Below are 26,185 nucleotides of genomic sequence, written 5' to 3'. Positions count from 1 at the left end.
GAGTCAGGACATGAGGACCTGCAGACTGTGCTCGTACGACGCGGTGAGCTGGTCGAAGGTCTCGACCAGCGCATCGCTGGAGCGCACGAGCGCGGCGCGCCCTTCGGCCGTGTCGATCTCGCGCACGCCGCGCACCAGCCGCAGCCACTCGTCGCGCGCGGAAGCCAGCGCCGTGCGGATGTCGGGCGAGCTGAGCGGCGCCTGTTCCAGTTCGAGCAGCGCTGATTCGAACTCGCTCATGGTCGGTGCAAGGCGCTCGCGCGAGGCACTGGACGAGAGCGTCGAAGCCAGCAGCGCATCCTTCGCGAGCCGCTGTGCGCGCATGCGCTGGCGGCCGCAGATGTTGACGATGCGCAGCGCGCGCCGTGCACCGGACGCTTCCAGTACGCCGGTGAGCGCTTCGGCAGCGAGCAGCAAGACATCAGCGTGCGCATCGATGTCTGCGAGCACCTGGGGCGAGATCCGCATGCCGAGCACCATTTCGAGCGCGTTCCAGGACGCGAGCGCCTGCGCCAGCGCACGGGCGCCTGTCTCGTCGAGTTCGAGGGCGGCGAGATGAACGAAGTTGTCCTGCACACGCTCGGTCGATTGGGTACGAAGCACGCGCGCGCGCTTCGCATCGATGCCAGCCAGCGCCTGCGCCGACAAGCGCACCAGGCGCTGCGACAGCATGCGCAGCTGCCCGGCACGGTTGATCGCATCCGCCCATCGCGAGGCCTCGACCACCGAGCGCGACACTTCGCCGAGCCGCAGGTTCGCGTGCATCGCGGCGCCGCGCAGCAGGCCGAATGCCTCGTCCTCGCCAATGCCACGCGCGGCCATCAGCAAGCCCTTCGCGCGATCGATCCACTTGCGTTCGTCGAAGCGGGTGCGCAGCGCGTCCAGTTCGGTGCGCAACGCGGATTCGCGCGCCCATCGTGCGCGCGCACGTCCGCGCAGTGCATCGAGCGACTGTGCATCCAGCGATTCGATCGCCATCCATGCATTGACGCCGAGCGCGGCCAGCTTCTCGTGGCAATCACGCTCCAGCGGCTCGGAAACCAGGCTGAGTGGGCACGGCAGCACACCGCGAGCCTCCGACAGCGCATCGACAAGGTCCTGCACGCCTTCCGGCATCAACGCCACGATCTCGTGCGCGCCGAGCGCGACAGCCTGCGACAGCATCGTGCGGGGCGTGGCTCGCGCAGCCTCCGAAAAATCAACGCCACCGCCCACTGCATTTCGCAGTGCATCGGGCACCGGGGCGGCGTCGGAGGAATAGACGAAGAGAAGGGAATTCACTGCATTCATCGCGGTTCGGACGGAAGCATAGGTCACGCCCGTCCGCGCACATTGGCATGCCTCTTGCGTGAACGTGGGTGCGGTGTAACGAAGCACCGCTTTGGTGAAGTGGCGGAATCCTCCACGCCCGACACCCCTCACGCCGCCAGCGTCCGCTGCCGGCACACCACCCCCACCCCGCCTCACGACACGGCCCGCCAACGGCCGCGCCGCGGCGTTTCGCATTGAAAGCCCATGTCCAGCTTCAAGTCCTTCTTGCGCGCAGGCCACGGCCCGACGTTGTTCGCGGCCTTCCTGTACTTCGCTTTCTCGTGCTGCATCTGGGTGCTCAACGGCGCGATGGCGCCCTTCATCGGCGAAACCTTCAACCTCTCGCCGGCGCAGAAGGGATTGATGCTGTCGGTGCCGATCATTGCCGGCGCCCTGATGCGCTTTCCGCTCGGCGTGCTCGCGCAATACATCGGCCGCAAGAAAGCCACGCTGGTCGAGATGGGCCTGATCGCGGTGGCAATGCTGTTCGGCTTCTTCATGGTGCACACCTTCAACGACCTGCTCGCGATGGGCGTGCTGCTGGGCATCGCAGGCGCGAGCTTCGGCGTGGCGCTGTCGCTGGGTTCGGGCTGGTTTCCGCCGCAGCACAAGGGCCTCGCGATGGGGCTCGTCGGCGCGGGCAACGTGGGTACCGCGGTGTCGGTGCTGGTCGCGCCGCCGCTCGCGCAATGGCTGGGCTGGCAGAGCGTCTACGGCATCGCCGCGGTCGCGATCCTGGTGCCGATGATCGTGATGATCGTCTTCGCCAAGGAGCCGCCGGACATCGACAGCCATTCGAGCTTCCGCGAACACATCGCCTGCCTGTTCGAGAAGGACGGCTGGGTGTTCAGCCTGATCTATGGCGTGACCTTCGGCGGCTTCATCGGGCTCACGACCTTCCTGCCGTCGTACTACTACGACCAGTTCGGCGTCAGCAAGGTGCAGGCGGGGCAGCTCACGATGCTCGCCGCCTTCATGGGTGCGGCAGTGCGCGTGATCGGCGGCTGGATCTCGGACCGCTGGGGCGGCGTCAACACGCTGACGCTGGTGCTGCTGGTGGTGGCGGTCGCGCTGGTGCTGGTCGGCTTCTCGTCGGGTTCGCTTGCGATCACCACGCTGCTGCTGATCGTCTGCTTCGCCGCACTCGGCGCGGGCAACGGCGCACTGTTCCAGCTCGTGCCGCTGCGCTGGCCCGCGACCACCGCGGTCGCCGGTTCGATGATCGGCGAGATCGGTGCACTCGGCGGCGGCCTGGTGCCGAATGCGATGGGCCTGTCGAAGCAGTACCTCGGCAGCTACACCTGGGGCTTCGTCTTCTTCGCCGTGCTCTCGCTGGTGATGCTCGGCGTGATGCGCGTCATGCAGATCCGCTGGACGCGCACCTGGGCCGAGAAAGGCGGACGCGCGCGCACGTCGGCGCATGCGGCCGCACCGTCTCACGCGCCCAAGCGCACTCCCAAGGCACGCAGCGCATGAATGCCACGAACGTCATGACCCGCGCAGGCTCACCGGGGCAGGAAGAGCAGCCAGAAGGCAAGGAGCGCGTTGAGCACGACCGAGATGGCGAGCGCGATCTTGTAGAGCGCCGCCGGATCGCGGTGGATCAACGGCGTGGCGCTCGGCGCACTGACGGGTCTCGCGGCGCCGCGCTCCAGCGCGAGCAGCATCTCCTCGGCCGTCTCGAAACGCTGCCGCGGATCGCGGGCGACGGCCTTGCACACCAGATGGTCGAGCCAGATCGGCACATCGGGACGAATGCGCGACAGCGCGACCGGATCGCGACGATAGCGCGCACCCTGGTAGGGCTCGATCTCGCCGTAGGGCAGGCGCCCGGCGAGCCACTGGTACAGCGTCACACCGATCGCGAAGAGATCGCTGCCCGCATCGGCGCCCTGCCCTTCCCACTGCTCGGGGTTGATGTAGCTCGGCGTGCCGGCATGCAATTCCCGCTGTGCCTCGCCTTCGCGCCCGGAAAGCGCCACGCCCAGGTCGAGGATGCGCCAGCGGCCGTCATCACCGAGGTGCAGGTTGCCGGGCTTGATGTCGCGATGCACCACACCATGACGGTGCAGACGGCCCAGCGCGCGGACGATTTCGATCGCCGCAGCAGCGACCTCGGCAACCGCGCCGCGCGGCTGGGTCTTCCGCATCTGCTCCAGCGTGCGGCCGCCATGCCAGTCGAAGACGGTGTAGAGCGCGCTTGCATCGGGTGCGCGCTCGTGCACGCGCACAAAGCCGCTGTCGTCCCTCGTGCTGACGCGCAGGCCGAGCCACGCTTCGTGAGCGAGCATGGCGCGCTCCTGCGGGTCGCTGGCTCGATTGGGGTGCAGGGTCTTGAGAGCAACCAGCCTTCGCGTCACTTGGTCACGCGCCTGGTAGAGCAGATGAACGCCGGTGTCGGCCACCACGGCGGTGACGACATAGCCATCGAGGGTCTCGCCCACCTTCAGGACGGGTGGCGGCGCGAGCCGGCGAACGTCGCCGAGTTCATCGTCGAGCTGGCGCGCGTCCAGCCCCGTGACGCGGATCACCAGGGCAGTCGCGTTGTCGCGGGTGCCCGCCGCCAGCGCCGCGCGCACCAGTGCATCGCTCGCCTCGGCCGCCCGGCCCTGCAGCGCCAGCGCGGCGAGATGCTGGGGCTTGAGCACGCCGTGGACGCCGTCGGAACTCAGCACGAAGCAGTCGCCCACACGCACATCGCCCTGCACGTAGTCGACGCGCACCTGGTCGTCGAGGCCGATCGCGCGCGTCAGGCGGCTTCGCAGATCGGGATGGTCGAAGGCATGGTCCTGCGTCAGCGGGGCGGCGGGTTCACCGTCCTGTCGCACGCGCCACGCGCGTGTATCGCCGACGTGGGCCAGCGTGTAGCTCTGGCCGTGCAGCACCAGAGCGGTGAGCGTGGTGAGCGCGGCGCCGCCGCCATGGCCGCGGCGGTTGTGGTCGGCCAGCCACGCGTTCTGTGCGCCGATCAGCCGGTCCAGCGCGGCGGTGGGCTCCCAGGTGTCGGGCGTCGCGAAGTAGTCGCCCAGCAGGCCCATCACCGTGGTCTGCGCGGCTTCCAGCCCGCGCCCGCCGGTCGACACGCCGTCCGCAATGGCGGCGATCAGCCCGCGTGCCTCTTCGCCCTTCGGCGCATGCACCGCACCCGCGAAGTCTTCATTGACTTCGCGGGGTCCGCGCTGGCTGCTGTAGCCGATGTCCACCTCGAAACTCATGGCGCGATTCTCCATGCGCGCCGTGGGTATCCGATTGCTTGATTCAGGAAAGGTTGAGCCCCATGAAGAAGATGAAACTCGTGATGATCGGCAACGGCATGGCCGGCGTGCGCACGCTCGAAGAGCTGCTCAAGATCGAGCCGGAGCTCTACGACATCACCGTGTTCGGCGCGGAGCCCCATCCCAACTACAACCGCATCCTGCTGTCGCCGGTGCTCGCGGGCGAACAGACGCTCGACGAGATCGTCCTCAACAGCTGGGAGTGGTACGCCGAGAACAACATCACCCTGCACGCCGGCAAGAAGGTGGTCGAAGTGGACCGCGTCCGGCGCATCGTGCGTGCGGAAGACGGCACCGAAGCCACCTACGACCGGCTGCTGATGTGCACCGGTTCCAACCCGTTCATGCTGCCTGTGCCGGGCAAGGACCTGAAGGGCGTGATCGCCTATCGCGACATTGCCGACACCGACTACATGATCGAGACCGCGCGCACCCACAAGAACGCGGTGGTCATCGGCGGCGGCCTGCTGGGCCTCGAAGCGGCCAACGGGCTGATGCTGCGCGGCATGAACGTCACTGTGGTGCATGTGATGCCCTGGCTGATGGAGCGCCAGCTCGACGACGTCGCGGGCAAGATGCTGCAGAAGTCACTCGAGGACCGCGGCCTCAGCTTCCTGATTGGTGCGCAGACGCAGGAGCTGGTCGGCGGCGACGATGGTCGCGTGAAGGCGATCCGCTTCAAGGACGGCACGGAAGTCGCGGCCGATCTCGTGGTGATGGCGGTCGGCATCCGACCCAACACCGAGCTGGCTGAGAAGATCCATCTGCACGTCAACCGCGGCATCGTGGTCACCGACACGATGCAGACCGTGACCGACCCACGCATCTACTCGGTCGGCGAATGCGCGGCGCATCGGGGCATCGCCTACGGACTGGTCGCGCCGCTGTTCGAGCAGGCCAAGGTCGCGGCCAATCACCTGGCCCACTTCGGCATCGGCCGCTACCAGGGCTCGCTGACTTCGACCAAGCTCAAGGTCACCGGCATCGACCTGTTCTCGGCCGGCGAGTTCATGGGCGGCGAAGGCACCGAGGAGATCGTGATGAGCGACCCCTTCGGTGGCGTCTACAAGAAGCTCGTGATCAAGGACGACAAGCTGGTCGGCGCCTGCCTCTACGGCGACACGGTGGACGGTAGCTGGTACTTCAAGCTGCTCCGCGACGGCCGCAGCGTGCACGACATCCGCGACAAGCTGATGTTCGGCGAATCGAACATCGGCGACACCGGGCATGAAGGCCACAACAAGGCCGCATCGATGCCCGACGAAGCGGAGGTCTGCGGCTGCAACGGCGTGAACAAGGGCACCATCTGCAAGGCGATCAAGGAGAAGGGCCTCTTCACGCTCGAAGAGGTGAAGAAGCACACCAAGGCCAGCGCATCCTGCGGCTCGTGCACCGGATTGGTCGAGCAGATCCTGATGTTCACCGCCGGTGGCGACTACTCGGCCGCACCGAAGAAGAAGGCCCTCTGCGGCTGCACCGACGTCAGCCACCAGGACGTGCGTGATGCGATCCGCAAGGAGCACTACCTCACGCATGACGCGGTCTACCGCAACCTCGGCTGGCGCACGCCCAACGGCTGCTCGAGCTGCCGGCCCGCGATCAACTACTACCTGATCTCGACCTGGCCCAAGGAAGCAAAGGACGATCCGCAGAGCCGCTTCATCAACGAGCGCAGCCACGCGAACATCCAGAAGGACGGCACCTATTCGGTGATCCCGCGCATGTGGGGTGGCCACACCACGCCCGACGAGCTGCGTCGCATTGCCGACGCCGCGGACAAATACAACATCCCGACCGTCAAGGTCACCGGCGGCCAGCGCATCGACCTGCTCGGCGTGAAGAAAGAAGACCTGGAAAACGTCTGGCGCGACATCGGCATGCCCTCGGGCTTTGCCTATGCCAAGTCGCTGCGCACGGTGAAGACCTGCGTGGGCAGCGAGTGGTGCCGCTTCGGCACGCAGGATTCGACGCAGATGGGCAAGGACCTGGAGCGCGCTCTGTGGGCGATGTACTCGCCGCACAAGGTCAAGCTCGCGGTCTCGGGCTGCCCGCGCAATTGCGCCGAGGCCGGCATCAAGGACGTGGGCGTGATCGGCGTCGATTCGGGCTGGGAAATCTATGTCGGCGGCAACGGCGGCATCAAGACCGAGGTCGCGCAGTTCCTGGTCAAGGTGAAGACGGCCGAGGAAGTCATGGAGTTCTCCGGCGCCTTCCTGCAGCTCTACCGCGAAGAAGGCTGGTACCTGGAGCGCACGGTGCACTACATCGGCCGCGTCGGCCTCGACTACGTGAAGAAGAAGATCCTCGAAGACGCGGAAGGCCGCAAGGCACTCTGGGAGCGGCTCCAGTTCGCGCTCGACGGCGAGCCCGATCCGTGGTTCTCGTCGGCGGAGGCCTCGGTCGACGTGCGGCAGTTCAAGCCCGTGGCCGTGATCCATCCGGTCAAGGATGTCGCCGCACAGCCCGCCTGAAAGGAACAGCAATGAGTGAATGGAAAGTGATCTGCCGCGTCGATGAAATCCCGGTGCTCGGTGCGCGGCGCGTGAACCGGCCGACGGGTGTCGATGTCGCGGTGTTCCGCAATTCGAGCGACGAAGTCTTCGCACTGCTCGACCGCTGCCCGCACAAGGGCGGTCCGCTGAGCCAGGGCATCGTCTTCGGCACCAGCGTGGCTTGCCCGCTGCACAACTGGTCGATCGGCCTCGACGACGGCTGCGCGAAAGCGCCCGACGAAGGCTGCACGCCGCGCTTCGCGGTCAAGGTGAGCGACGGCGTGGTGCACCTCGATGCGCAGGAACTCGAATCGCACGCGATCGATCTGCCGAAGCCCGTCGCGGGCCCCAAGCGCGTCATCGAAGTCTGAGGGCCGCCCCATGAAGGAAACACGCTCGACCTGCCCTTACTGTGGCGTGGGCTGTGGCGTGATCATCGAATCCGATGGCGCGCAGATCACCGGCGTGCGCGGCGATCCCGAACACCCCGCCAACTTCGGCCGGCTGTGCACCAAGGGCTCGACGCTGCACCTCACCGCGAGCGCCGCGGTCACGATGCAGACGCGCCTGCTCCGGCCCATGCAGCGCGCCACGCGCGGTTCGGAGCCGGAGCCGATCAGTTGGGATGGCGCGCTGGACCTGGCCGTGGAGAAGTTCGCGCAGGTCATTCGCGACCATGGGCCGGACGCGGTCGGCTTCTATGTGTCCGGCCAGTTGCTCACCGAGGACTACTACGTCTTCAACAAGCTCGCGAAGGGCCTGATCGGCACCAACAACATCGACACCAACTCGCGCCTGTGCATGAGCAGCGCGGTCGCGGGCTACAAGAAGACGCTGGGCGCCGACGCGCCGCCCGCCTGCTACGACGACCTGAAGGACGCACAGTGCCTCTTCATCGTGGGCAGCAACACGGCTTGGGCACATCCGATCCTGTTCCGCCGCATCGAGGACGCGAAGGCGGCAAATCCGGCGATGAAGATCATCGTGGCCGATCCGCGGCGCACCGACACGGTGGAAATCGCGGACCTCTTCCTGCCCATCCAGCCGGGCACCGACGTGATGCTCTTCAACGGCATGCTCCACCTGATGCTGTGGGAAGGCTGGACCGATGCCCGCTACATCGCCGAGCACACGAATGGCTTCGATGCGCTCAAGGCCACGGTGCGCGACTGCACGCCGGATCGCGTCGCGCAAGTCTGCGGCATCTCGAAGGAAGACCTGCTCGAAGCGGCGCGCCTGTTCGCGACTTCGCCTGCGACGCTGAGCCTGTATTGCCAGGGCCTCAACCAGTCGTCGTCGGGCACGCTGAAGAACGCGGCGCTCATCAACCTGCATCTCGCGACTGCGCAGATCGGCAAGCCCGGCGCGGGGCCCTTCTCGCTGACTGGCCAGCCGAATGCAATGGGCGGGCGCGAAGTCGGTGGACTTGCGAACCTGCTGTCGGCACATCGCGATCTCGCGAATCCGCAGCATCGCGCCGAAGTCGCCGCGCTCTGGGGGGTGTCTGACGTGCCTGAGAAGCCCGGCAAGACCGCAGTCGAGATGTTCCAGGCGGCGGCAGATGGTGAGATCCGCGCGCTATGGATCGCCTGCACCAACCCTGCGCAATCGATGCCTGACCAGGCGACCGTGCGCCGCGCGCTCGAACGCTGCGAGTTCGTGGTGGTGCAGGAAGCCTTCTCGACCACCGCCACCTGCGCGTACGCCGATCTGCTGCTGCCTGCCACCACGTGGGGCGAGAAGGACGGAACGGTCACCAACAGCGAACGACGCATCTCGCGCGTACGCCCCGCCGTGGCGGCGCCGGGCGATGCGCGCAACGACTGGGCAATCGGGGTGGACTTTGCGCAGCGGCTGGAGGAGTGCCTCGGCCGCACGCGGACGCTCTTTCCTTACGCAACAGCGGAATCCGTCTGGAACGAGCACCGCGAAACCACCCAGGGCCGCGACCTCGACATCACCGGCATGAGCTACGCAATGCTGGAAGTCGCGCCGCAACAGTGGCCGCTGCGCCAAGGCGAGACCACCGGCCGCGCGAGGCTCTACGAAGACGGGATCTTCCCGACGCCGGATGGCCGCGCCCGGTTCGTCGACACGCCCTACAAGCCCGTCGCCGAGGCGCGTGAGGCGCGCTACCCGTTCTCCCTGAATACCGGACGCCTGCGCGACCAGTGGCACGGCATGAGCCGCACCGGCACGCTGGGGCGGCTGTTCGGGCATGCGGCCGAACCCACCCTGCAAATGCACCCGCAGGACATGGCGCGCCGCCAGATCACGGAAGGTGATCTGGTGCACGTCACCTCGCGGCGCGGCTCGATCGTGGTGCCGGTCGCCGGCAGCACCGAGGTCGGGCTGAGCCAGGCATTCATCGCGATGCATTGGGGCGGCGAGTACCTGAGCGGTTCGTCGAGCACCGGCACGCCGCTCGCAGGGGTGAATGCGCTGACCACCTCGAGCTTCTGCCCCGATTCGAAGCAGCCGGAGCTGAAACACGCCGCGGTGAAGATCCTCAAGGCCGAATTGCCGTGGTCACTGCTCGCCGCTGCATGGCTGCCGCAGGAAACCGCACTGGAGGTCACAGTCGCGCTGCGCGATTTGATGCGGTCCTTTCCCTTCGCGAGTTGCGTGCCGTTCGGCAGCGGCGCGGCACTCAGCGGTAACGCTCAGGAGCGCACCGGCGTTCTTTTTCGTGCCGCAGCCTATGAAGCGCCGCCCGATGCCCTGCTGGCGCAAATCGAGAGCCTGCTTGCCCTCAGTGGCGCCGACACGCTTCGCTATGCGGACGCCCGGCGCGGCCAGCGCCGTGCAGTCAGGCTGGTGCGCAACGGCGCCGATACCCACCTTGAAGGCTTCCTGCTCGGGGGCGACACACGCGCCGAGGCGTGGATCAAGGCCTTGCTGCAGGACCGTCTGCCGGCCCAGTCCTATGGCCGCCAGCTTCTGCGTCCCGGCGCGGCGGCGCCCGGCAACGTGGCTTCGAAGGGCAAGATCATCTGCAGTTGCTTCGGCGTGACGGAGGCGGCAATCGCGGGGCAGCTCGCCTCGTCGGGCGGATCGGACGAAGCACGGCTTGCAGCGCTCCAGGGTTCGCTCAAATGCGGGACCAACTGCGGATCGTGCGTGCCCGAACTCAAGCGCATGGTGCGCGCCAGCGCGCCGCCGGCGGTCGCGGTGCCTTCATGAGCAGCCATGCCGCCCTTGCGGAAGCAGACCTTCCTGCGCGGCGGGGCATAAGGACGCCCGCTTTGCGGCATAAGCCTTGCGGGACAATCGCCACTCCCATGGGAATCAGCCACTACATCAAGGAAATCGGCCGCGGTGCGCGCGGCGCAAAGCCGCTCGACCGGGAACAGGCGCGCGACCTGTTCGGCCAGGTGCTGGACGGCACGGTCAGCGACCTCGAAATCGGCGCCTTCTGCCTCGCCATGCGCATCAAGGGCGAGACGCCGGAGGAGCTTGCGGGATTCCTCGATGCAACACATGCACGGCTGAACCGCTTTCCGGCGACCGGCCGTCCCCTGGTCGTTCTGCCGAGTTACAACGGGGCGCGCCGCCTTCCGGTGCTGACGCCCCTCCTTGCACTGCTGCTGGCGCGCGAAGGGTTGCCAGTGGTGGTGCACGGTGCAGCGACCGAATCGTCGCGCGTTCTGTCGTCCAACGTGCTCGCCGGGCTCGGCATCCCTGCCCTCAAGTCGATTCGCGCGATCGACGATGGCGAAGTCGTGTTCGCGCCCACCGAATTGCTCTCGCTCGGGCTCAAGCGCCTGCTCGACGTCCGGCGCGTGGTCGGCCTGCGCAACTCCGGCCACAGCGTGGTCAAGCTGATGCAGCCGACTGCCGGCGAATCCGTGGTGATCGGCAGCTACACCCATCCCGAATACGCCAAATCGATGGCCGCGACCTTCGAGCTGATGGGCATGACCGCCCTGCTCTCACGGGGCCTCGAAGGCGAGAGCGCTGCCGATCCGCGCCGCACCGCGCAGATCGACGGCTTCGTGCATGGCAGCCACGTCGCGCTGCAGGAACAGCAGCCGGGCACGCAAAGCGAAGTACCGGGGCTTCCGAAAGAAATCGACATCGACACCACGGTGGACTACACGCGCCGTGTGCTGTCCGGTGAAATCCCTGCCCCCGAGGCCATCACGCAGCAGGTGGCGCAGATCGTCCAGCTCGCGAAGCTGGCGCAAGAGCCCCGACAGACACAGCCGCTAGAGACGGAGATCCGATGAAGACACTCTCAACCCAAGGCACCTGCACGCTGGTCGGCGCCGGCCCGGGCGATCCGGAACTGCTGACCATCAAGGCCGTCAAGGCGATTCAGGCGGCGACCGTGCTGCTGGTCGACGACCTGGTCAGCCCCGAAGTCCTCGCCTATGCGCGGCCTGACGCACGCGTCATCCACGTCGGCAAGCGCGGCGGCTGCCGCAGCACGCCCCAGGCCTTCATCGAGCGACTGATGATCACCGCGGTGCAGGAAGGCGAAACCGTGGTGCGCCTGAAGGGTGGCGATCCGTTCATCTTCGGGCGCGGCGGCGAAGAGGTCGAGCATCTGCGTGAAGCCGGGATCGAATGCACGGTGGTCAACGGCATCACCGCCGGGCTCGCCGCGGTCACCGCGCTAGGCGTGCCGCTGACGCACCGCGACCATGCGCAGGGCGTGGTGTTCGTCACCGGCCACGCGAAGACCGGCCACTCGGCCGAGGAGAACCCCACCGACTGGCGCCAGCTCGCCGCGACCGCGCGCGACGCGCGACTGACGCTCGTCATCTACATGGGTGTTTCAGGTGTCGCCCACATCCAGAACGAACTGCTCCACGGACTGCCCGGCAACACGCCGGTCGCAGTGATCCAGCATGCGAGCCTGCCGCACCAGCGGCACATCACCAGCACGCTGTCGTCCCTGCGTACGGATCTCACTGCCGCTGCGCTCGGAAGCCCGTCGGTGATCGTCGTCGGTGACGTGCTCCAAGGGCTGGCGGCAGTGGGGGTGTCGGTCACCCGCTTCGGCACCTGATGGCGGACGATTCGAAGTCGTTCGACGCCATCGTCATCGGCGCGGGTGCAGCCGGGCTCTTCTGCGCTGCGCAGGCGGGGCAGCGCGGGGTGAAGGTGCTGCTGCTCGACCACAACGAGCGCATCGCCGAGAAGATCCGGATCTCCGGCGGCGGCCGCGCGAATTTCACCAACCGCGACCTGGACGTACGCGCGCCGCAAAGGCATTTCATCGGCGACAACCCGCATTTCTGCCGCTCGGCACTGTCGCGCTACGCGCCGCAGCAGTTCATCGACCTGGTGCAGCGGCATGGCATCGCATACCACGAGAAGCACAAAGGGCAGCTTTTCTGCGACGGCCCGTCGCAGCAGATCATCGACATGCTGCTGGCCGAATGCCGCGCCGGCGACGTGGCGCACTGGCAGCCGTGCGGCGTCGGCGCGATCGATTGGTCCGACGATGACGGTTACCGCGTCGAGACCGCCCGCGGCACGGTGAAGGCGCCTCAGCTGGTCATCGCGACCGGCGGACTCTCCATCCCGCAGATCGGCGCGAGCGACTTCGGCTACCGGATGGCCGAGCAGTTCGGGCTGCGCGTGGTGACGCCGCGCCCGGCGCTGGTTCCACTGACCTTCGGCGGGGAAGCGTGGGCACCCTATGCCGAGCTGGCCGGCCTTTCGCTGCCGGTGCAGATCGAAACCGGCAGCAAGAAAGAGCGGATGACCTTCCTCGAAGACCTGCTCTTCACGCACCGCGGTCTTTCCGGCCCGGCGGTGCTCCAGATTTCGAGCTACTGGCGGCCCGGTGCGCCGCTCACCATCGATTTCGCACCCGGCGTCGATGTCGCCGACGCGCTGGGCGAGGCCAAGCGGCAGTCCCGTAAACGCATCGCCAACGAACTGGCGGCGCTGGTGCCGTCGCGTCTCGCCGATGCCTGGGTCGGGCAGGACCCGGCCCTGCAGCGGCCCATCAACGAAGCTGCCGACCGCGCGCTGACCACGCTGTCGGAACGCCTCGCCCGATGGCAGATCACCCCCAGCGGCACCGAGGGCTACAAGAAGGCCGAAGTCACGGCCGGCGGCGTCGATACGCGCGATCTCTCCTCCCAGACCATGGAATCGAAGCAGCCAGGCCTGTATTTCATCGGCGAGGTGGTCGATGTCACCGGCTGGCTCGGGGGCTACAACTTCCAGTGGGCGTGGGCGAGTGCGCATGCCTGTGCGGAGGCGCTGTCGCTGAAAGCAAAGCTCGCGCTATAATGCCGGGCTAACTTTGGCCTCCCCTCAACGGCCGCACCCATTTTTCAGTTGAGGAACCCCGGCTTGGGTACCGATCTTGCCCGAGCCAAATTCAACCGATTCACTAAATGACCACCATCCGCGTAAAAGAAAACGAGCCCTTCGACGTCGCACTGCGCCGCTTCAAGCGCACCATCGAAAAGCTCGGCCTGCTGACCGACCTGCGTGCCCGCGAGTTCTACGAAAAGCCGACCGCCGAGCGCAAGCGCAAGAAGGCAGCTGCCGTCAAGCGTCACTACAAGCGCGTGCGCAGCATGCAGCTCCCCAAGAAGCTGTACTGATCACCCGCTGCGCTGGCCCGGCGCCAGCGCCCGGTTCAGCTTCAGCTCCTTCCCGAGCCGCGCCAGGACTACCTGTCGCGGCTTTTTGTTTTCCTGTTGTTCCCCCCGTCGAACAGAAAGCCAGCCATGAGCCTCAAGGATCAGATCACCGAAGACATGAAGACCGCGATGCGCGCCAAGGACTCCGAGCGCCTGGGCACCATCCGCCTGCTCCTCGCTGCCATGAAGCAGAAGGAAGTCGATGAGCGCGTGGAGCTGGACGACGCCATGATCGTGTCGATCGTCGACAAGCTGGTGAAGCAGCGCAAGGATTCGGTCGCCGCGTTCACGCAGGGCGGGCGTACCGACCTCGCCGACAAGGAATCCGCAGAGATCAAGGTGCTCGAGGTCTACCTGCCGCAACGCATGAGCGCCGACGAAGTCGCGGTCGAGGTGAAAGCCATCGTGGCCGAGCTCGGTGCCAAGGGCCCCGGCGACATGGGCAAGGTCATGGGTGTCGTCAAGACGCGCCTCGCCGGCAAGGCAGACATGGGTCAGGTCAGTGCCGCCGTGAAGGCCGCGCTGTCGGGCGCCTGAGCATGACCCAGCGCCCGGTCCTCAAGGCCTGCGCGTGCCTGGTGGACGATCGGGGCCGTCTCCTGGTCTTCCATCACCCCGAGGACAAGGGCATGCAGCTTCCGAAGGGCACGATCGAGCCCGGCGAAGCTCCGGAAGACGCGGTGCGCCGCGAGCTGCTCGAGGAATCGGGCATCGACTACACCGGCGAGCTGGTGTCGCTGGGCACCATGGATCGCTACTGCGAGGCCGGCATCGAGGGCAACAAGCATCGGCATCCGCAGCTCTGGCACCTTTTCCTGATGCGGACGCACGGCGTTTTGCCCGAAACCTTCGACCATGTGGCCATGGGCAGCCCCGAGGAAGACGGCCTCGTCTTCAGCTTCAGCTGGCTGACGCACGACGCGTCGCTCGACGCTTTCGCCGAACCCTACGTGCGCGTGATCTCGCGAGTGCGGCACCTCCTGCAGGCCGGAGCACCGTCCGCGTGAACGTGACAACCGGGCCCTGGAGCGGCGTGCATGCCGTCTTCGACCGGCTGGAGGGCTCCTGGGATCTGGACCGGACCATAGAAGACCAGGCCACGATGACCGGCACCGCCCGATTCACGAGGCAGCACGCCGATGTGCTTGCGTACCGCGAGGAAGGCCGGGTCCGGCTGGCCGACGGCAAGGTGCTCGACGCACATCGCGAATACCGCTTCGAGCGTGCCCCTCGCGGCTTCACGGTGTTCTTTGCGGAAGAACCGCCCCGCGTCTTCCACCAGATCGAGCTCGCGTGCGATGGCGATGCGTTCGCCGGTCACGCCACGCACCTGTGCTCGCCCGACATCTACGACAGCAGCTACCGCTTTCTGGCCGACGGGACTTTCGTCATCGGGCACACGGTGCGCGGGCCCCGCAAGGACTACGTTTCGGCGACGCTGTTCAAGCGACGCAAGGCGCCGTAGCGGCGCGCTCGTTCAATCGCGGCCGAGCCGCCAGCTGGGCAAGCCACGCATCACGGTTTGCACGACCACGGCACAGATGCCGCACTTGATCAGGTCGCCCGGGATGAAGATCAGCATGGCGAGCGCGGCCTGCGACAGCGACATGTGGGCAACCAGAGAGAGCCCGATGATCCCGAAGGCGTAGACCACGACGATCCCGCCGATCACCGATGAAAGAAAGCTGATCGCCAACAGGCCCTTGCCCGCGACGTCGGCAAGGCGAGGCACCAGCAGGCGCATCAGCAAACCGCAGGTGAAGGCGCCGAACATCCAGCCGAAGAGGAACCCGGAAGTCGCACCGACGAACACGCTGAGACCGCCACGCCCACCGGGCAGCAGAGGCAGGCCCAACGCGACCGCGAGCAGAAAAAGCGCGATGGCCAGAAAACCGCGGCGCGGCCCCAGCAGGCAGCCCGCCAGCATCACACCGAGCGATTGCAGCGTGATGGGCACGCCAAACGGCAAGTCGATCTTGGGAATCAGCCCGAGCACGGCCATCAATGCGGCGAAAAGCGCGATGTGGGCCAGGAATCGGGAAGAGGAGGTGCCGGCAGAAGCGTTTACGGTCATCGGAGCAACTTTCAAGAAAGGGTTGAAGACTCACCTGCCGAGCCGCGCGGCCAGTGCATCGGCCACGCGATCGGCAGTCTGGAGGGTACGGATCGTCATGGGCGCCAGCAGCCGGAGTCCGCCACCTCGACCTGTTCGGGCGCGGTAGGCGTCATCCAGTCGGTGCCACTGGACGTGGAAGTTCTCGGCAAAGCGCAACATCAGGCCCAATGCAAGCGCGACGCGCTCGGTCGGCACGCCGAGCCGCTGCAACGGGCGCATGACGGCCTCGAGGACCGACAAGAGGTCTTCGAAGCGCGTGGTCAGCGTGAGCATCAGCGCGAGCGTTGCGGCACAGCCGAGGCGCAAGGCACTCGCCACGCCTTGCGGAGTCGTGCCGAGCATCCAGTGGAAGAGGACGATCAGTCCGCCCGCGATGACCACTCCGACCAGCATCCGCACACTTCGCCATGCGGGTGCGCCCAGCGAAGCGAACACCAACAGCGTCAGGACGCACGCAGCGATCAAGTACGCGGGCCGCTCGACCAGCACGAGGATCGTGCCGCAGACCGACAACAGCGCAAGCTTGATCCAGGCCGGAACGCCGTGCATCCAGGTCGCTTGCGACGAATAGAGACTACGCATGGTTGCCCCGCTCTGCCCTTGCGCGCCCCCGGACGTCAGCGGCATAGGCTTCGCAGACCTCGCGGCCGGGCCCGTCTGCACGCACGCGACCCTCATCCAACCACAGCACGCGCTCGAAGTCCTGGACGTGCTCGAGCAGATGCGTGGACACGATGATTTGCTGCCGGGACCGTTCAATCTGCTCGGCGAGCCGCGCCTGGCTCAGCAGATCGAGGCTTGCATAGGGCTCATCGAGCAGCAAAGTCCGAGGCTCGCTGATCTGCAGCGCCATCAGGCAGACCTGCTGGCGCTGCCCCTGGCTCAGCTCGCCGACGGAGCGACCCGCCCAGGCGGACAGCCCGCGCTCGGCCAGGAAGTCGAGCGCCTGTTGACGCGCGGCCTGACGCGGTTCTCCACGCGCTGTGAGGCTGAAAACCAGCTCCTCGGCCACCGTCGGAAAAATGATCTGGTCGTCCGGGTTCTGGAACATCAGCCCGACGTGTCCCGAGGACGCGGCACCAGACACGACCACGCGGCCCTGCTGTGGCTTGTCGAGTCCGCTGATCAACCGGAAGAGGCTGCTCTTGCCCGCGCCGTTGTCGCCGATCAGGCCGATCCTCGACTCCGCGAGGTTCAGCGTCAGCCCTTCGAAGATCCGCGCCGCACCCCGCACCAGGGTCACGTCCTCGATGCGGATGCCGCCGACTGCCTCATCCTCGGCCGGGGCGGGCTGCCTCGCCGGCCACGCGCCATCACGCGCCAAACTCAGCTCCCCGCGACCTTCATCCGGTTGATGAGCAGCGAGCCCGTCGTCTTTGCGCCGTAGTTGTAGGCATCGGCGCCTACCGCCTCGATGCCGAGCAGCATGTCCTTGAGATTGCCGGCGATGGTGATCTCCTGCACCGGAAAGGCGATCTTGCCCTTCTCGACCCAGAAGCCGCTCGCGCCGCGCGAATAGTCGCCGGTCACGTAGTTGACGCCCTGCCCCATCAGCTCGATCACGAAGAGACCCGTACCGAGCTTGGCCAGCATCGCATCGAGATCGTCGCCGGGCTGCGTGAGCCGCGACGTCAGCGTGAGGTTGTGCGAACCGCCCGCGTTGCCGGTGGTCTTCATGCCCAGCTTGCGCGCCGAATAGGTGCTCAGGAAATAGCCTTCGAGCCGGCCGCCGTCGACCAGCTTGCGCCGCCGCGTGACCACGCCTTCATCGTCAAAGGGCGAACTGCCCTTGCCGCGCTGCACGTGCGGGTCTTCCATCACGTCCACATGCGACGGCAGCACCTGCTTGCCGAGCGAGTCGAGCAAGAAGGTGCTCCGGCGATAGAGCGCCCCGCCGCTGGTCGCCTGCACCAGACCGCCCAACAGGCCGGCCGCGAGCGGCGATTCGAACAGCACGGGGCATTCCGTCGTCTTGATCTTGCGAGACTTCAGCCGGCTCAGCGCGCGCTCGGCCGCGTAGCGACCAACGGCTTGCGGGCTTGCCAGCTCATCGGCAGAACGCATGGAGCTGTACCACGCATCGCGCTGCATGTCGTCGCCCTTGCCGGCGATCGGCGCCACCGAGATCGAATGGCGCGAACTCGCATAGCCGCCACGGAAGCCGCGCGTGTGGGCACTGAAGAAATGGCTCTGCTGCGCCGAGACGCCAGCGCCTTCGCTGTTGGTGATGCGCTTGTCGGTCGACATCGCGGCGGCTTCGCACGCGAGCGCAAGCTCGGCCGCCTGCTCGCTGGTGACGTCCCAGGGGTGGAAGAGATCCAGGTCCGGGTGGTCCTTCGCGATGTCTTCCTCTTCGGGGAGGCCGCTGACGGGGTCCTCCGCCGTGAAACGCGCGATGTCGTAGGCCGCCTGCACCGTCTGCGCGACCGCCGCTTCCGAGAAGTCGGAGGTGCTGGCATTGCCGCGCCGATGGCCGATGTACACGGTCACGCCCAGCGACTTGTCGCGATTGCGCTCGACGTTCTCCAGCTCGCCCTTGCGCACCGACACGCTCAGGCCGCAGCCTTCGGACGCCTCGGCGCCGACGTCGGTGGCGCCGAGCTTCTTGGCGTGGGCCAAGGCCGAGTCGACCAGGTTTTCGAAGAAGGAACGGCTGTAGGCGAAGCCGGATTCGGCGCGCGAGGATGGTGTGCTCATGTGGTTGACTATGATACTTGCCCCCTTCCGCCGCGCACACGACGCACTCGGAGGGGTCTACGATTGTCTCTATGTCCCGCAAACCCAAAAAAGGCTACTTCGTCCGCGGCCAGTTCGTCGCCGAAGGCAGCGAACTCGACCTCGAGCTCAAGCGCGAGCTCAAGGGCACCGAAGCGGCAAGCAAGACCGACCTCAAGCGCGAGAGCGCTGAACTCCAGGGGCTCGGCGAGGCCCTGCTGACGCTACGTGCCGGTCTCTTCGATCAACTCGACCTCGGCGACAAGCTCAAGGACGCCATCGGCGAGGCGAGGCGCATCACCAATTTCGAAGGCAAGCGCAGGCAGATGCAGTTCATCGGCAAGCTGATGCGCGGTCTGGACGAGTCGGTGATCGATGCGGTACGTGTCGCGCTCGCCGAACAGAACCGCGGACCGGCCCAGGAGGCCGCCGCGCTGCACGAGGCCGAACGCTGGCGCGATCGCCTCATCGCCGACGACGACGCACTCGGCGGCTGGATCGAAACACACCCCGGCACCGATGCGCAGCAGTTGCGCGCGCTGGTGCGCCAGGCGCGCAAGGACATCAAGTCCGGGCCTCCCGGCGAGGCGCCGCGCCAGGGCAAGGCCTATCGCGAAGTGTTCCAGCTCGTGCGCGAGCAGCTTCGCGTGCATGGCAACGAAGATCACGCGGCCGAAGCGTCCGAGCAGTCCCGCGAGGATGACGCATGACCGACACCACCTTCGACCCGGTCCGCATCGGGATCGTCTCCATCAGCGACCGCGCATCCAGCGGGGTCTACGAAGACAAGGGCCTGCCGGCCCTGCAGGAGTGGCTGCAGCGTGCGCTGCGCAATCCGATCACTTTCGCGTCGCGCCTGATTCCCGACGAGAAGGAAGGCATCAGCGGCGCGCTGATCGAACTGGTCGACGCCGGCTGCTCACTGGTGCTGACGACTGGCGGCACCGGCCCGGCGCTGCGCGACGTGACGCCTGAAGCCACGCTGGCCGTGGCTCACAAGGAAATGCCCGGCTTCGGCGAGCAGATGCGGCAGATCAGCCTGCGGTTCGTTCCGACCGCGATCCTGTCGCGGCAGGTCGCAGTCATTCGGAACAAGAGCCTGATCATCAATCTGCCGGGCCAACCCAAGTCGATCGCCGAGACGCTCGAAGGGCTGAAGAACCCGGACGGCACGCAGGTCGTGCCGGGCATCTTTGCCGCGGTGCCCTACTGCATCGACCTGATCGGCGGGCCGTACCTCGAGACCGACGATTCGGTCTGCAAGGCGTTCCGGCCCAAATCGGCGATTCGCGCGCCGAAATAGGCCGGAGTTCAAGCCATCAGGCCAGCGTGTAGGCGGTCTTCACCGTGGTGAAGAACTCCTGCGCGTAGCGGCCCTGCTCGCGCGGCCCGTAGCTCGATCCCTTTCGGCCACCGAACGGCACGTGGTAGTCCACACCGGCCGTCGGCAGGTTCACCATCACCATGCCGGCCTGGCTGTGGCGCCTGAAATGCGTCGCGTACTTCAGGCTCGTGGTCGCGATGCCTGCGGAAAGACCGAACTCGGTGTCGTTGGCAGTCGCCAGCGCTTCCTCGTAGTTCTTCACCTTGATGACGCTCGCCACCGGGCCGAAGATTTCTTCCTTGTTGATGCGCATGGCGGCCACCGATTCGCTGAACAGCGCGGGCGACATGTAGAAGCCGTCGGTGTCGAGCTTGAGTCGCTCGCCGCCCGCAGCCAGCGTTGCGCCTTCCTTCTTGCCGATCTCGACGTATTCCAGATCCTGCTGCAGCTGGCTGCCGCTGGAGACCGGGCCGATGTCGGTGCCTTGCGCAAGTGCATCGCCGACCTTGATCTTGGCCATGCGAGCCTTCATCGCTTCGATGAACTTCGGGTAGATGCCTTCGGTGACGATCAGGCGGCTGGATGCGGTGCAGCGCTGGCCGGTCGAATAGAACGCGCTCTGCACGCTGAGTTCGACCGCCTGGTTCAGGTCCGCGTCGTCGAGCACCACCTGCGGGTTCTTGCCACCCATTTCGAGTTGCACCTTCTTGCCGCTGGTGGCGCACTGCACCGCGATGTCGCGGCCCACACCCACCGAGCCGGTGAAGCTGATCGCATGGATGCCGGGATGCTTGACCAGCGCATTGCCGATGACGCTGCCGCGGCCCATCACGAGGTTGAACACGCCGGCCGGGATGCCCGAGCGGCTGATGATCTCGGCCAGCGCCCAGGCGCAGCCGGGCACGAGGTCGGCGGGCTTGACCACCACGCAGTTGCCGAAAGCCAACGCCGGGGCAATCTTCCAGGCCGGGATTGCGATCGGGAAATTCCACGGCGTGATCAGGCCGACGACGCCGACCGGCTCACGCGTGATCTCGATGCCGATGCCAGGGCGCACCGACGGAATCAGTTCGCCCGAAAGGCGCAGGCATTCGCCCGCGAAGAACTTGAAGATCTGCGCAGCACGCGTGGCTTCTCCGATGCCCTCGGCCTTGGTCTTGCCCTCTTCGCGAGCCAGCAGCGTGCCGAGCTCTTCCTTGCGCGCGAGGATTTCATTGCCGATCTTGTCCAGCGCTTCCGAGCGCGCCTGCACGCCGCCGGTGGACCAGGCGGGGAAGGCAGCCGTGGCGGCGGCTACGGCCGCATCGACCTGCCCAGCGTCGCCCTGGGCGTATTCGCCCAGCACGTCCGCGAGGTTGCTCGGATTGGTGTTCGCGCTGTAGCTGGCGCCGGCGGTCCATTCGCCGTTGATGAGGTTGTCGAATTTCTGCATGGCGGTGTCCTTGGGAATGGATCAAGAAGAAAAAGGCGGCCCGGCCCTGGAGGAGCCGGCCGCCGCCGTACTGACAGACCGGTCTGCCAGCTTACTGCGGACCGAGCTTCGCGATCAGCCCTGCGAGCGCTTCGTACTCGTTGGCCTTGAGTTCGGTGAGCGGCGTGCGCACCGGGCCTGCGTCGTGGCCGACGATCTTGGCGCCGGCCTTGACGATGCTCACGGCGTAGCCCTGGCCCTTGTTGCGAATGTCCAGATAGGGCATGAAGAAGTCCTTGAGCAGGCGATGCTGCGTCGCGGTGTCGTCCGTGGCGACGGCGCGGTAGAACTCCATCGCGGTCTTCGGGATGAAGTTGAAGACGGCCGACGAATACACCGGCGTACCGAGCGCCTTGTAGGCCGCTGCATAGACCTCCGCCGTGGGCAGGCCGCCGAGGTAGGCGAAGCGGTCGCCCATCTTCAGGTAGATGGAGCTCATCAGCTCGATGTCGCCGATGCCGTCCTTGAACCCCACGAGGTTCGGGCAGCGCTCGGCGAGCTTGGCGAGCGTTTCCGGATAGAGCTTGCTCTGGCCGCGGTTGTAGACGATGACGCCGAACTTCACGCTCTTGCAGACCGCTTCGACGTGCGCCGCGAGGCCTTCCTGGCCGGCTTCGGTCAGGTAGTGAGGCAGCAGCAGGATGCCGTGCGCGCCGGCCTTCTCGGCCGCTTGCGCGCACTGGATCGCGAAGCGGGTCGGGCCACCAGCGCCCGCGATGATCGGCACCTTGCCGCGGCAGGTCTCGACCGCCGTCTTGATGATCTCGGGGTACTCGTCGCCGGTCAGCGAGAAGAACTCACCGGTGCCACCAGCGGCGAACAGCGCGCTCGCGCCATAGGGAGCCAGCCATTCGAGGCGCTCGATATAGCCCTTCTTGTTGAAGTCGCCGTTCGCGTCGAAGTCGGTCAGAGGGAACGACAGCAGGCCGGAGCCCATGATGGACTTGAGTTCTTGAGGATTCATGGTGAAGCAGTGGTGGGTAAAGGGTCAGTGGGAAAAGCGTTGGTGAGCGAAATCAATCCAGCTTGATTTGCGCGGCGGAAACGACCTTCGCCCAGCGGGCGCGTTCCTTGTCGAAGAACTGGTCCTGTTCGGGTGGCGTCATCGTTACGACTTCGGCTCCCTGCCCGGCGAGCCGCGAGCGCACGTCGGTCGAGCGAATGATCGCGATCAGCTCCTTGTTCAGGCGCTGGACGACCGCTTCGGGCGTGCCGCGCGGCACCAGAACGCCTTGCCATGTGCCGGATTCGAAGCCAGGGACGCCCTGCTCCGCGATGGTCGGGACTTCGCCAATCAGCGGCATGCGCGTCGGCTTCGAAACGCCGAGCACCTTGAGCTTGCCGCTCTGCACGTGCGGCCAAGTCGCCAGCATGCCGTTCATCAGGACCTGGGTCTGGCCGGCGACGGTGTCCTGCACTGCCTGCACACCGCCCTTGTAGGGCACGTACTGCCAGCGCGCGCCGCTTGCGCGCTCGAGCGCCACGCCGGCAAGATGCGGCGCGCTGCCGGTGGCCGTCACCGCGAAGTTGAGATCGGACTTCTTCGACAGCGCGATCAGTTCCTTGAGGTTGCTGGCCTGCACCGAGGGGTGCACCACCAGCAGGTGCGGCGAATAGGCCAGCATGGTCACGCCGCGCAGGTCCTTCGACGGATCGAACGAGAGCTTCGGGTAGACCGAGGGGCTGATCGCCAGCGCGCCGACATCGCACAAGAGCACCGTGTAACCGTCGGCCGGGGCTTTCGCGACATAGTCGGCGCCGAGGTTGCCGTTGGCGCCCGCCTTGTTCTCGACGATGACGGACTGCTTGAGCGCCTCAGACAGCTGCACGCTGATGATTCGCGCAATGATGTCTGACGACCCGCCCGGCGGGTAGGGCACGACGATACGGATTGGCTTCGAAGGCCACGCATCGGCTGCATGGGCGGCACCAGTGGTCACTAGGCCTGCGCCGAGCGCGCCAAGCATGAGTTCGCGGCGGTTCAAGGTCATGGGTTTTGTCTCCGGATGCAGTGAATCGGGTGACAGGCAGTGTTGCCACCGCTCGTCGTCAGTCATCGTACAACTAGTCTGATGCGATGTCCAGCGCTTCAGACAATCGGTTTCAGGCCGTAGGCGAGGCGCCCGGGGCGGCAGCCGCATCAGCGGCAGGCGCACCTTCGGAGGCGTTGCGTGCCGCCTCCTGCGCAACACGCAGTCGTTCGCGACTGTTCGTCAGGTGGATGCGCATCGCAGCCCGCGCGGAGTCCGGATCGCGCCGCGCGATCGCCGCGTAGATCTCCTCGTGCTCGCGATTCACGCGTGTGAGGTATTCGCCGCGCCGGTCATAGTTGCGGATGGCGGTGATACGTGTGCGCGGAATGATCGTGGTGCCCAGGTGGCTCATGATGTCCGCGAAGTACTGATTGCCGGTCGCCTGCGCGATTTCGAGGTGAAAGCGGAAATCGGGGGCGACGGTGTCCCCCGCCACTGCCACATTGCGCTCGAAGTCGTCAAGCGCTTCGCGCATCGCCGCAAGTTGCTCGTCGGTACGGCGTGTGGCGGCGAGTCCGGCGGACTCGGTCTCGAGGCTGATGCGGAGCTCGAGCACCGCCAGCACATCGACGGAGGCCGCGAGTTCCGACGCATCGAGCCGGAACATGCCAGCGGTCTTGGGCTGCAGCACGAAGGTGCCGATGCCGTGGTGCGTTTCGACCAGGCCAGCGGCCTGAAGCTTGGAGAGCGCCTCGCGCACCACGGTGCGGCTGACGCCGTAGGCCTGCATGATGGCCGATTCGGTCGGAAGCTTGTCCCCCGGACGCAACTGCTGGCTGCGAATCTTCTCGCCGAGATCGTCGACCAGCCCGTGCGCCAGGCCCCGTCCTCTCCGGCGCGGGTTGGCGCCGAATACGGGTTGATCTGTGGTTGAGGTTGACCCCGTTGACAGGTTCGACATGGCGTGATGATAATCGCCGCGCTGTTGTACGACAACCGATAACTTACGACAAGAGATCCGGAAATTCCATGAGCGAGACAACCCCCTCCCAACGCGTTTCCCGCCTGCTGCTGACCGGCGCCGCGGGCGGCCTCGGCAAGGTGCTTCGCGAGCGCCTTCGCCCCTATGCCGACATCCTTCGTCTTTCTGACATCGCTTCGCTGGCCCCAGCGGCGGGCCCTCATGAAGAAGTCGTGCCCTGCGACCTCTCCGACAAGAAAGCCGTCGATGCACTCGTGGCCGGCTGCGACGCCATCGTGCACCTGGGCGGCGTCTCGGTCGAGCGCCCGTTCGAGGAAATCCTCGAAGGCAACATCAAGGGCGTCTTCCACATCTACGAGGCAGCGCGCCGCCATGGCGTGAAGCGCGTGGTGTTCGCAAGCTCGAACCACGTGATCGGCTTCTACAAGCAGACGGAACACCTCGACGCGCATGCCCTGCGCCGGCCCGACGGCTACTACGGCCTGTCGAAGTCCTTCGGCGAGGACGTGGCGCAGTTCTATTTCGACCGCTGGGGCATCGAGACGGTGAGTATCCGCATCGGCTCCTCTTTCCCCGAGCCGGCCAACCGCCGGATGATGAGCACCTGGCTGAGCTACGACGACCTGACCTCGCTCATCGAGAAGTCGCTCTTCACGCCGGACGTGAAGCACACCATCGTCTACGGCGCGTCCGCGAACAAGGACGTGTGGTGGGACAACAGCGCAGCCGCGCATCTCGGCTACGCCCCGAAGGACACCTCGGAAGTCTTCCGCGCGAAGGTCGAGGCGCAGCCGCCGGTCGCGCCCACCGATCCGAATGCCATCTACCAGGGCGGCGGCTTCACCGCGCAGGGCCCCTTCGAATAAGCGACAGATCACCCCTCCTCAACTCACTTTTTCCAGATCCACATCCAACAAAGGAAGAGACATGAAGAATCGCCAACTGCTCAGCCTGATCGCCACCGCCGTGGTCGCTCTTGCTGCCACCCACGCGCAAGCGCGCGACTTCCGCTCGGCGGAAGTGCACTCCAAGGACTTCCCGACCAACATGGCGGTGAAGTACATGAGCGACCAGCTCTCCGCCGCGACCGGCGGCAAGGACAAGATCAAGATCTTCGCCGACAGCTCGCTGGGCTCGGAGAAGGACACGGTCGAACAGGTGAAGATCGGCGCGCTCGACATGGTCCGCGTGAGCAGCGCCTCGTTCCACGGCATCGTGCCTGAGTCGGTGATTCCGTCGCTGCCCTTCCTGTTCCGCGACATCGACCATTTCCGCAAGGTGATGTACGGCCCGACCGGCGACAAGATCCTCGCTTCGTTCGATAAGGCTGGCTTCGTCGGCCTCGCCTTCTACGAAAGCGGCGCCCGCTCGGTGTACGCCAAGAAGCCGATCAAGACCGTGGGCGACATGAAGGGCCTGAAGATCCGCGTGCAGCCTTCGGACCTGATGGTGAGCCTCGTGGGCGCGATGGGCGCATCGCCCACCCCGATGCCGATCGCCGAGGTCTACACCGGCCTCAAGACGGGTCTGGTGGATGCTGCCGAGAACAACTATCCGTCCTACGAAGAAGCCAAGCACTTCGAAGCCGCTCCCGTGTTTTCGGAAACGATGCACGTGATGACGCCCGAAGTGCTGGTGTTCTCCAAGAAGATCTGGGACACCCTGCCGAAGGAAGAACAAGCGCAGATCCGCAAGGCCGCGAAGGAATCGGTGCCCTACTACGTCAAGCTCTGGGAACCGCGCGAGAAGGACGCCAAGGCTTCCGTGATCAAGGGTGGCGCGAAGGTCGTGCCGGCTGCCGAGATCGACCGCAAGGCCTTCGTCGAAGTCGAGAAGCCTGTGTGGGACAAGTTCGCCACCACGCCTGAACTCAAGGCGCTGGTACAGGAAATCGTCGACACCAAGTAATGCGGCG

25 protein-coding genes are annotated in these 26,185 nt (G+C 66.3%); 15 read left to right on the top strand and 10 right to left on the bottom strand.

The window, feature by feature from the left end:
* Positions 1-3: 3 nt before the first annotated feature.
* Positions 4-1,290 carry a type IV pili methyl-accepting chemotaxis transducer N-terminal domain-containing protein gene (locus FHW64_RS10760; protein WP_184525823.1) on the bottom strand — a complete coding sequence of 429 codons (1,287 nt, stop codon included), beginning with the start codon at positions 1,288-1,290 and terminating at the stop codon, positions 4-6.
* 225 nt (positions 1,291-1,515) lie between these two features.
* Here FHW64_RS10760 and FHW64_RS10755 point away from each other — a divergent pair, with 225 nt between their 5' ends.
* The gene (locus tag FHW64_RS10755; RefSeq protein ID WP_184525821.1) at positions 1,516-2,787 is read left to right on the top strand and encodes a nitrate/nitrite transporter; all 1,272 of its coding nucleotides are present in this window, start codon (positions 1,516-1,518) and stop codon (positions 2,785-2,787) included.
* A gap of 29 nt (positions 2,788-2,816) precedes the next feature.
* Here the strand turns inward: FHW64_RS10755 and FHW64_RS10750 are convergent, their stop codons facing one another.
* Positions 2,817-4,526: a bifunctional protein-serine/threonine kinase/phosphatase gene (locus tag FHW64_RS10750; protein ID WP_184525819.1), complete on the bottom strand. Its 1,710-nt coding sequence runs from the start codon at positions 4,524-4,526 to the stop codon at positions 2,817-2,819.
* Positions 4,527-4,588: 62 nt separating this feature from the next.
* On the opposite strand from FHW64_RS10750, the gene nirB reads away from it, so the two are divergent.
* The 10 genes from nirB to FHW64_RS10700 all read left to right on the top strand — a co-directional run bounded on the left by nirB (position 4,589) and on the right by FHW64_RS10700 (position 15,154).
* Entirely contained in the window at positions 4,589-7,057 is a 2,469-nt protein-coding gene (nirB, locus tag FHW64_RS10745; RefSeq protein ID WP_184525817.1) for a nitrite reductase large subunit NirB, read from the top strand.
* Positions 7,058-7,068: 11 nt separating this feature from the next.
* Entirely contained in the window at positions 7,069-7,449 is a 381-nt protein-coding gene (gene nirD / locus FHW64_RS10740; RefSeq protein ID WP_184525815.1) for a nitrite reductase small subunit NirD, read from the top strand.
* A 10-nt stretch (positions 7,450-7,459) separates the two neighbouring features.
* On the top strand, positions 7,460-10,261 hold the full coding sequence (locus tag FHW64_RS10735; RefSeq protein ID WP_184525813.1) for a nitrate reductase: 2,802 nt from the start codon (positions 7,460-7,462) through the stop codon (positions 10,259-10,261).
* A gap of 98 nt (positions 10,262-10,359) precedes the next feature.
* Entirely contained in the window at positions 10,360-11,307 is a 948-nt protein-coding gene (gene ybiB / locus FHW64_RS10730; RefSeq protein ID WP_184525811.1) for a DNA-binding protein YbiB, read from the top strand.
* Complete coding sequence (gene cobA, locus FHW64_RS10725) at positions 11,304-12,092, top strand: uroporphyrinogen-III C-methyltransferase (RefSeq protein ID WP_184525809.1); 789 nt, start codon at positions 11,304-11,306, stop codon at positions 12,090-12,092. The genes ybiB and cobA overlap by 4 nt, the downstream gene beginning before the upstream one ends.
* Positions 12,092-13,330 carry an NAD(P)/FAD-dependent oxidoreductase gene (locus FHW64_RS10720; protein WP_184525807.1) on the top strand — a complete coding sequence of 413 codons (1,239 nt, stop codon included), beginning with the start codon at positions 12,092-12,094 and terminating at the stop codon, positions 13,328-13,330. The genes cobA and FHW64_RS10720 overlap by 1 nt, the downstream gene beginning before the upstream one ends.
* Positions 13,331-13,437: 107 nt before the next feature.
* Positions 13,438-13,650 (top strand): 30S ribosomal protein S21, encoded by a 213-nt coding sequence (gene rpsU, locus FHW64_RS10715; RefSeq protein ID WP_007833691.1) that lies wholly within the window; start codon positions 13,438-13,440, stop codon positions 13,648-13,650.
* A gap of 126 nt (positions 13,651-13,776) precedes the next feature.
* On the top strand, positions 13,777-14,226 hold the full coding sequence (locus FHW64_RS10710) for a GatB/YqeY domain-containing protein (RefSeq protein WP_184525805.1): 450 nt from the start codon (positions 13,777-13,779) through the stop codon (positions 14,224-14,226).
* Positions 14,227-14,228: 2 nt separating this feature from the next.
* Positions 14,229-14,696 carry an NUDIX domain-containing protein gene (locus tag FHW64_RS10705; RefSeq protein WP_184525803.1) on the top strand — a complete coding sequence of 156 codons (468 nt, stop codon included), beginning with the start codon at positions 14,229-14,231 and terminating at the stop codon, positions 14,694-14,696.
* A complete protein-coding gene (locus FHW64_RS10700; protein WP_184525801.1) occupies positions 14,693-15,154 on the top strand; it encodes a DUF6314 family protein in 462 nt (153 codons plus the stop codon). The genes FHW64_RS10705 and FHW64_RS10700 overlap by 4 nt, the downstream gene beginning before the upstream one ends.
* A 12-nt stretch (positions 15,155-15,166) precedes the next feature.
* On the opposite strand, the gene FHW64_RS10695 is transcribed toward FHW64_RS10700, so the two are convergent.
* The 4 genes from FHW64_RS10695 to pmbA are packed head-to-tail and all read right to left on the bottom strand — an operon-like array spanning position 15,167 to position 18,502.
* Complete coding sequence (locus FHW64_RS10695; RefSeq protein ID WP_184525799.1) at positions 15,167-15,763, bottom strand: biotin transporter BioY; 597 nt, start codon at positions 15,761-15,763, stop codon at positions 15,167-15,169.
* 30 nt (positions 15,764-15,793) lie between these two features.
* A complete protein-coding gene (locus FHW64_RS10690) occupies positions 15,794-16,387 on the bottom strand; it encodes an energy-coupling factor transporter transmembrane protein EcfT (protein ID WP_184525798.1) in 594 nt (197 codons plus the stop codon).
* Positions 16,380-17,129 (bottom strand): ABC transporter ATP-binding protein, encoded by a 750-nt coding sequence (locus FHW64_RS10685; protein WP_184525796.1) that lies wholly within the window; start codon positions 17,127-17,129, stop codon positions 16,380-16,382. Before FHW64_RS10685 ends, FHW64_RS10690 begins: the two co-directional genes overlap by 8 nt.
* A gap of 2 nt (positions 17,130-17,131) precedes the next feature.
* Positions 17,132-18,502 (bottom strand): metalloprotease PmbA, encoded by a 1,371-nt coding sequence (gene pmbA / locus FHW64_RS10680; protein ID WP_184525794.1) that lies wholly within the window; start codon positions 18,500-18,502, stop codon positions 17,132-17,134.
* A 71-nt stretch (positions 18,503-18,573) separates the two neighbouring features.
* Between pmbA and yjgA the strand changes: the two genes are divergently transcribed.
* Positions 18,574-19,230: a ribosome biogenesis factor YjgA gene (yjgA, locus tag FHW64_RS10675; RefSeq protein ID WP_184525792.1), complete on the top strand. Its 657-nt coding sequence runs from the start codon at positions 18,574-18,576 to the stop codon at positions 19,228-19,230.
* A complete protein-coding gene (gene mog / locus FHW64_RS10670; protein WP_184525790.1) occupies positions 19,227-19,823 on the top strand; it encodes a molybdopterin adenylyltransferase in 597 nt (198 codons plus the stop codon). Before yjgA ends, mog begins: the two co-directional genes overlap by 4 nt.
* Before the next feature lie 16 nt (positions 19,824-19,839).
* Here mog and FHW64_RS10665 read toward each other — a convergent pair whose 3' ends face one another.
* The 4 genes from FHW64_RS10665 to FHW64_RS10650 form a co-directional block, all read right to left on the bottom strand.
* Complete coding sequence (locus FHW64_RS10665) at positions 19,840-21,276, bottom strand: aldehyde dehydrogenase family protein (protein ID WP_184525788.1); 1,437 nt, start codon at positions 21,274-21,276, stop codon at positions 19,840-19,842.
* Positions 21,277-21,367: 91 nt separating this feature from the next.
* Positions 21,368-22,279, bottom strand: a complete 912-nt coding sequence (gene kdgD / locus FHW64_RS10660; protein ID WP_184525786.1) for a 5-dehydro-4-deoxyglucarate dehydratase — start codon at positions 22,277-22,279, stop codon at positions 21,368-21,370.
* Positions 22,280-22,331: 52 nt separating this feature from the next.
* A complete protein-coding gene (locus tag FHW64_RS10655) occupies positions 22,332-23,306 on the bottom strand; it encodes a tripartite tricarboxylate transporter substrate binding protein (RefSeq protein ID WP_184525784.1) in 975 nt (324 codons plus the stop codon).
* 112 nt (positions 23,307-23,418) lie between these two features.
* Positions 23,419-24,249, bottom strand: a complete 831-nt coding sequence (locus FHW64_RS10650) for a FadR/GntR family transcriptional regulator (protein ID WP_184525782.1) — start codon at positions 24,247-24,249, stop codon at positions 23,419-23,421.
* A gap of 68 nt (positions 24,250-24,317) precedes the next feature.
* Here FHW64_RS10650 and FHW64_RS10645 point away from each other — a divergent pair, with 68 nt between their 5' ends.
* Positions 24,318-25,136: an NAD(P)-dependent oxidoreductase gene (locus FHW64_RS10645; RefSeq protein WP_184525780.1), complete on the top strand. Its 819-nt coding sequence runs from the start codon at positions 24,318-24,320 to the stop codon at positions 25,134-25,136.
* A gap of 61 nt (positions 25,137-25,197) precedes the next feature.
* Complete coding sequence (locus FHW64_RS10640) at positions 25,198-26,178, top strand: TRAP transporter substrate-binding protein (protein WP_184525778.1); 981 nt, start codon at positions 25,198-25,200, stop codon at positions 26,176-26,178.
* The last annotated feature ends 7 nt before the right edge of the window (positions 26,179-26,185 follow it).

The organism is Variovorax sp. Sphag1AA (assembly GCF_014192575.1).
In the GTDB taxonomy this organism is placed as follows: domain Bacteria; phylum Pseudomonadota; class Gammaproteobacteria; order Burkholderiales; family Burkholderiaceae_C; genus Variovorax.
This window is presented reverse-complemented; position numbering and strand designations above follow the sequence as displayed.